General features: G+C 45.8%; 8 protein-coding genes. 1 reads left to right on the forward strand and 7 read right to left on the reverse strand.

The window, feature by feature from the left end; translation table 11 throughout:
* Nucleotides 1-212 precede the first annotated feature (212 nt).
* The 5 genes from ACTHUE_RS09365 to sdhC all read right to left on the reverse strand — a co-directional run bounded on the left by ACTHUE_RS09365 (nucleotide 213) and on the right by sdhC (nucleotide 3,770).
* Nucleotides 213-461 (reverse strand): FAD assembly factor SdhE, encoded by a 249-nt coding sequence (locus ACTHUE_RS09365; protein WP_003678830.1) that lies wholly within the window; start codon nucleotides 459-461, stop codon nucleotides 213-215.
* A gap of 3 nt (nucleotides 462-464) precedes the next feature.
* Entirely contained in the window at nucleotides 465-1,172 is a 708-nt protein-coding gene (locus tag ACTHUE_RS09370; RefSeq protein ID WP_003678833.1) for a succinate dehydrogenase iron-sulfur subunit, read from the reverse strand.
* Nucleotides 1,173-1,291: 119 nt separating this feature from the next.
* Nucleotides 1,292-3,055 (reverse strand): succinate dehydrogenase flavoprotein subunit, encoded by a 1,764-nt coding sequence (gene sdhA / locus ACTHUE_RS09375; protein ID WP_049336762.1) that lies wholly within the window; start codon nucleotides 3,053-3,055, stop codon nucleotides 1,292-1,294.
* A 2-nt stretch (nucleotides 3,056-3,057) separates the two neighbouring features.
* Nucleotides 3,058-3,399: a succinate dehydrogenase, hydrophobic membrane anchor protein gene (gene sdhD, locus ACTHUE_RS09380; protein WP_003678837.1), complete on the reverse strand. Its 342-nt coding sequence runs from the start codon at nucleotides 3,397-3,399 to the stop codon at nucleotides 3,058-3,060.
* Nucleotides 3,393-3,770, reverse strand: a complete 378-nt coding sequence (gene sdhC, locus ACTHUE_RS09385) for a succinate dehydrogenase, cytochrome b556 subunit (RefSeq protein ID WP_049336763.1) — start codon at nucleotides 3,768-3,770, stop codon at nucleotides 3,393-3,395. Before sdhC ends, sdhD begins: the two co-directional genes overlap by 7 nt.
* A 460-nt stretch (nucleotides 3,771-4,230) precedes the next feature.
* Here sdhC and ACTHUE_RS09390 point away from each other — a divergent pair, with 460 nt between their 5' ends.
* On the forward strand, nucleotides 4,231-4,614 hold the full coding sequence (locus tag ACTHUE_RS09390; RefSeq protein ID WP_049329785.1) for a YkvA family protein: 384 nt from the start codon (nucleotides 4,231-4,233) through the stop codon (nucleotides 4,612-4,614).
* A gap of 83 nt (nucleotides 4,615-4,697) precedes the next feature.
* Here the strand turns inward: ACTHUE_RS09390 and ACTHUE_RS09395 are convergent, their stop codons facing one another.
* Nucleotides 4,698-5,198, reverse strand: coding sequence for a membrane lipoprotein lipid attachment site-containing protein (locus ACTHUE_RS09395; protein WP_371440888.1), 501 nt, complete (start codon nucleotides 5,196-5,198; stop codon nucleotides 4,698-4,700).
* 154 nt (nucleotides 5,199-5,352) lie between these two features.
* Nucleotides 5,353-6,285, reverse strand: a complete 933-nt coding sequence (gene cysK, locus ACTHUE_RS09400; RefSeq protein ID WP_107723629.1) for a cysteine synthase A — start codon at nucleotides 6,283-6,285, stop codon at nucleotides 5,353-5,355.
* Nucleotides 6,286-6,339 lie beyond the last annotated feature (54 nt).

Raw genomic sequence — 6,339 nt, forward strand, 5'->3', positions numbered from 1 at the left:
TCAACCACATCATGGCCGATACTTGCTTCCAATACTGGCAGTTCCAAGGTCTCTTGATTTGGGGTGGTGAGCTTGACTGATTTAGACATTCTTAAACTCCTTTGTAAGTTGGGGCTTTCGTTGCCGCCCAAGCGGCACGGTCCTTTTTTCAGACGGCCTCAGTATGGAAAAAGCTTGTTCGGATTGGCATCGCAAACAAGCTCTATAACACATCATGCCTGTCTGATTTTTTCAAGCATGGGAATCAGGTGTTTCTTGTCCGTTGCCGAATGTCCGTTAATCAAGGCAAGCAACTCTTGGTCTTGAAATTCGAGGATTTCGGAAAATTCGGACAACTCCTGATCACTCAGGTGCTCGAATTCTTTTTCCATAAACCTGCCGAAGATTAAGTCTAGTTCTAACAATCCCCGGCGGGTTTGAAAACGGATTTTCCGTTTGGCAATATCGTCAAAAACCATCATTTCTTAAACGGCTCGTTTCAACATAATCTCTTTAATCTTACCGATGGCTCGGGTCGGATTCAAGTGTTTAGGACATACGTCTACGCAGTTCATAATGGTGTGGCAACGGAACAAACGGTATGGGTCGTTCAGATTATCCAAACGCTCATTAGTGATGGTATCACGGCTATCCGCAATGAAACGGTAAGCATTCAGCAAGCCAGACGGACCAACGAATTTATCAGGATTCCACCAGAATGACGGGCAGGCAGTCGAACAGCAGGCGCACAAAATACACTCGTACAAACCGTCCAACTCTTTACGCTCTTCCTGAGTTTGCAGACGCTCTTTGTCCGCATCGATAGGGTTGTCGTTGACAACGTAAGGTTTGATTGAGTGATATTGTTTGAAGAACTGGGTCATATCCACAATCAGGTCGCGGATAACAGGCAGACCTGGCAGAGGGCGGATTTTAACCGGCTGTTTCAGGCTGCGCAGATCGGTCAGACATGCCAAGCCGTTTTTACCGTTGATGTTCATACCGTCAGAACCGCAAATACCTTCGCGGCAAGAACGGCGGAAAGACAATGTATCGTCTTGTGCTTTCAGGCGCACTAAAGCGTCCAAAAGCTTAACGTCGGTTGGTTCCAATTCCAACTCGTAACGTTGCATATAAGGTTTGGCATCAACGTCCGGGTTGTAACGGTAAATTTCAAAACTCATTTTTTCCATGAGAAGTGTTCCTTTTCTCATAAACTGCTCAATGATTTTGTATTATGAATTCAAGCAGTTCAATGTGGGTATGGTTAGGTTTCAGACGGCCTTTAAGGTAAAGGCCGTCTGAAAACTCATCAATAAACGCGTTTAGCCGGTTTGATGTATTCCACGCTCAAAGGCTTGGTATGTACCGGTTTGTAAGACAAAGTATTGGTATCTGAATGATACAGGGTATGTTTCATCCAGTTTTCGTCATCGCGCTCAGGATGGTCGTCTGAAGCGTGTGCGCCACGCGATTCTTTACGTGCTTCGGCAGACACCAAAGTCGCTTTCGCTACTTCAATCAGATTATCCAACTCCAAAGCTTCGATACGCGCGGTATTCCATACTTTGCTCTTGTCTTTGATTTCAGTACGTTTCACGCGCTCGGCAATCTCCATGATTTCTCGAACGCCTTTGCTCAGAATCTCATCGGTACGGAACACACCGGCATGCAGTTGTACGGAGCGTTGCAGTTCGCGACGCAATGCATCAACGTTTTCACCATCGGTTTGGTTGTCCAAACGCTCGATACGTTGGCGGGTCAACTCACCGGCATTAGCAGGCAGAGGTTTCCAGTCGCTTTGCTCTTTGATGAATTTAATCATGCTGTCGCCGGCAGCTTTACCGAATACCACCAAGTCCAACAGGGAGTTGGTACCCAAGCGGTTCGCACCGTGCACGGAAGCACAAGCACACTCACCTGCCGCATACAGACCTTTTACAGGCACTTCGTAATCTTCACCTTGCGGAACGACAACTTCGCCATGGTAGTTAGTCGGAATACCGCCCATCATGTAGTGGGTAGTCGGCACAACAGGAATTGGGTCTTTAATCGGGTCGATACCGGCAAACTGGATGGAAATCTCGCGGATGCCCGGCAGTTTTTCCATAATTTTTTCTGCGCCGATATGGTCGATTTTCAGCAAAACGTGGTCTTTGTTTTTACCACAGCCGCGACCTTCGTAGATTTCCATCGCCATCGCACGGGAAACCACGTCACGGGAAGCCAAGTCTTTTACGGTTGGAGCATAACGTTCCATAAAGCGTTCGCCATCGGCATTCAACAGAATACCACCCTCACCGCGCACACCCTCAGTAATCAATACACCGGCACCGGCTACACCGGTCGGGTGGAATTGCCAGAATTCCATGTCTTCCAACGGAATACCTGCACGGGCACAAATACCCAAACCATCACCGGTATTCATATAAGCATTGGTTGAAGACGCATAAATACGGCCGCCACCACCGGTAGCAAACATCACGGCTTTAGCGTGGAAAATATAAACTTCGCCGGTTTCCATTTCCATGGCGGTTACACCGACGACGTCGCCGTTTTCATCACGAATCAAATCTTGTGCCGTCCATTCCACAAAGAATTGTGTATTGGCACGGACGTTTTGTTGGTACAAAGTATGCAACATCGCATGACCGGTACGGTCGGCAACCGCACATGCACGTTCTACCGCACGTTTACCATGTTCGGCAGTATGACCACCGAAAGGACGTTGGTAGATTTTGCCACTTTCCACACGGTCAAAAGGCATACCCATGTGTTCCAACTCAATTACGGCTTCAGGCGCGGCGCGACACATAAACTCAATCGCATCTTGGTCGCCCAACCAGTCAGAACCTTTCACGGTATCGTACATATGCCAATCCCAACGGTCTTCTTGCACATTACCCAATGAAGCAGAAATACCACCTTGAGCCGCTACAGTATGAGAACGGGTTGGGAAGACTTTAGACAAAACAGCACAATTCAGGCCGGATTTAGACAATTGGAGGGCTGCGCGTAAACCTGCACCACCACCGCCAACAATCACGGCATCAAACTTGCGAACAGGATAACCCATATTTACCCCCAAATTACTTTAACAGAATACACCAAGCAGCCTACCAACCAAACGATGGTGGCAACTTGTAAAAACAAACGCAGACCGAAAGGCTTAATGTAGTCCATCCACAAATCGCGGATACCTACCCATGCATGCAGGAATACAGCCAAGAAGCTCACTTGGGTAAATACTTTTACCCAAGTTTGATCAAAAAATGCCTGCCATGCCGAATATTCTTTAGGCAACGTAAACAAAACAACCAAAAGAACCACGGTGTACACCAACATGATGACCGCAGTTGCACGTTGCATTGCCCAATCGCGCAAACCGTAATGCGCACCTGTCAATTTACGTTCTACCATAACAAAGCTCCCAAAACGACGGTCAGAATCAAAGCAGAAGCAAATACAACTTTAGCAGTAGTACGGGCAGTATTTAATTCCAGGCCTTTATGCACATCCAAAAACAGAAAGCGGATACCGGCGAAAAAGTGGTGCAGATATGCCCACAACAGACCGATAAGGATCAGCTTCACAAACGGATTGGAAATAGCAGTACGATATGCTTCAAACGACGCTTCGCGATCCAGCGTTCCGGAGAAGAAATACAAGAGAACAGGCAGCATCACAAACAAGCCGACGCCGCTGATACGGTGAAGAATAGATACAATCCCCGGTATGGGCAATCGGATATTCGGAATTTCCAAAAATACCGGGCGTGATTTGGCGGACATGGTCAGTTCCTCTAGATTTATTATCAGCTCAAAACCTATAGCTCAGCACTACAATAAGCTACATAAACCATAATTTACCTGTTTTATCTCATTTTGAACAGTGCAATTTATGAATGCTCTAATGATTTTTACCAAAAGACTAATAAAATCAAACAATCATTCTTAGATTTTTTTTGTGTGGCTAGCCTTTTTTGTTACTTTCCTGCAATTAAGCCATCTCCCCATCAAAGCACTTACGATAACATCATTATTGTTTGAGAATTGTATCTATTGTGAGATAAATTCTCACTCTTGATACCTAATCTTTACAAAGGCATAAGCCATTCTTAACTTATTACCATTGCATTATCATCACTACTCTTACATAGTTATACATTCAAAGACATTTCATCCGCCCAAAATAGACTAAAATACGACGTAACACCAACCATGTTTCCATACCTAAAAAGGAAGCTGCATCATGACACACTCCCCTCATCAAAACACACCCGATCCGGAAGACTACATCCCCTCCTTCCGCCGTCGAAACTTAGACACATCCGGCTTCATGAAAAAACTCGGACGCTTTGCCGGTCGCTTGGGTAAACCTGTCGTCCGCCAGCTTTATGCGCTTTATTATCTCTGGGAATCCGAACATACACCCAAACGTGCAAAAATGATTATTGTCGGCGCACTGGTTTACTTCCTCAGTCCTATTGACAGCATTCCCGACCTTCTGATTCCATTTGGCTTCAGCGATGACATTGCCGTCATTGCGCTGGTTTATTCTCAGATGAAAAACTATCTGACCGAAGATATTCAAGAAAAAGCCCGTCAAGCGGCTGACAAGCTGTTTGGTTCTTAATTGGATAAAGTCCGACTACACATATATAAATACAAAAAGAAGGTCGTCTGAATATTCAGACGGCCTTCTCAGTTTATGACTTTTTATTTCAAAGGCTGCATACCCATAACTTCCATCAGGAAGTTGGTAAACGCAGGATTGCTTGGTTTGGTATCCATGTTTTTCCAACGCTGTTGCCAACCGCGCAAAGCACCTTGGATGTACTGTTTGGATTGCTCGGTAGTAATTTCACCACGTTGGCTGTCAACGGCAGAACGCAGATAAACTTCGTACATACTGTCATCGACAGAGTTGCGTCCCACTTGTTGGATACGGAAGCGGTTCAAATATTGTGCAGCCTGAACTTTGGTCAGACTACCTTGGCTCACTTGGGTACTCAAGCGACGTGCTTCATCATGAATCTTGGAAACATCTGCCCAATGCGAAGGAGCTAAATGATAACCGGTAGCTGAAACTTGTGAATCAGCCTTAGGTTTCTTAACGTTGGTTGGTCGAACTGGCACTTCTTTCAATGTTGGAACATAAATCGATTCACAACCGGCAAGTGCCGCCACAGCAAAGATAGGAAGAATGTATTTTTTCATAATGCGCATTATAAGCATGATTCGTTGAAGAAACCAACTTTTGAATAATGGTATTCAAAGCTCATTAACTGAATTACAACAGATTTCATACGATATCTCAAGCCCATACGCAAAAAAGGCCGTCTGAAAACGGCCTTTTAACAACAATCCTATATTATGCCAAATCGGCAAACAGAGGCGTAGAAAGATAGCGTTCGCCATATGATGGCAACAAGACAACGATCAACTTACCTTCGTTTTCAGGTTTTTTAGCCAGTTGCAATGCGCTCCATACTGCGGCACCTGAAGAAATACCTACCAAAATGCCTTCTTTTTCAGCCATAGCGCGCGCAGTTTCAAACGCTGCCTCGTTAGGTACTTTGGAAATGCTGTCGTAAACAGTCGTATTCAAAACGCTGGGGATAAAGCCTGCACCCAAACCTTGAATCGGATGCGGACCTTTCTCGCCACCGCTCAATACTGGGGAAGCTTCAGGCTCGACAGCCACGATTTGAACTTCGGGTTTGTATTTTTTCAATACTTCGCCCACACCGGTAATCGTACCGCCTGTACCTACACCGGCCACGAAAATATCTACTTTACCGTCTGTATCGCGCCAAATTTCTTCGGCAGTGGTTTTGCGGTGAACTTCAGGATTAGCCTCGTTATCAAATTGGCGCGGCATAAAGTAAGTATCTGGATGTTCGTCCACCAAAGACTGGGCTTTAGCAATAGCGCCCGCCATACCTTCGGCAGCAGGTGTCAAAATTAGCTCTGCACCGAATGCACGCAGCAGCATTTTGCGTTCTTTACTCATGCTTTCAGGCATAGTAATCGCCAATTTATAACCGCGGGCCGCACACACCATGGCCAAACCGATACCGGTATTGCCACTGGTTGCCTCGACGATAACGGTATCTTTATTGATTTTACCGGCTTGCTCGGCCGCTTCAATCATAGATTCGGCAATACGGTCTTTCACGCTGCTGCCTGGATTAAAGAATTCAAGTTTAACGGCGATTTGCGCTTTTAAACCTTCGGTCAGGCGGTTCAGTTTCACCAGAGGTGTGTTGCCGATCAGCTCGGTAATATTATTTGCAATTTTCATTTCCTGCTCCTGATTTAGATGTAATACAGCCTGCATATTAAACTCAGGCCGTCT

The organism is Neisseria sp. P0021.S005, from assembly GCF_051956955.1.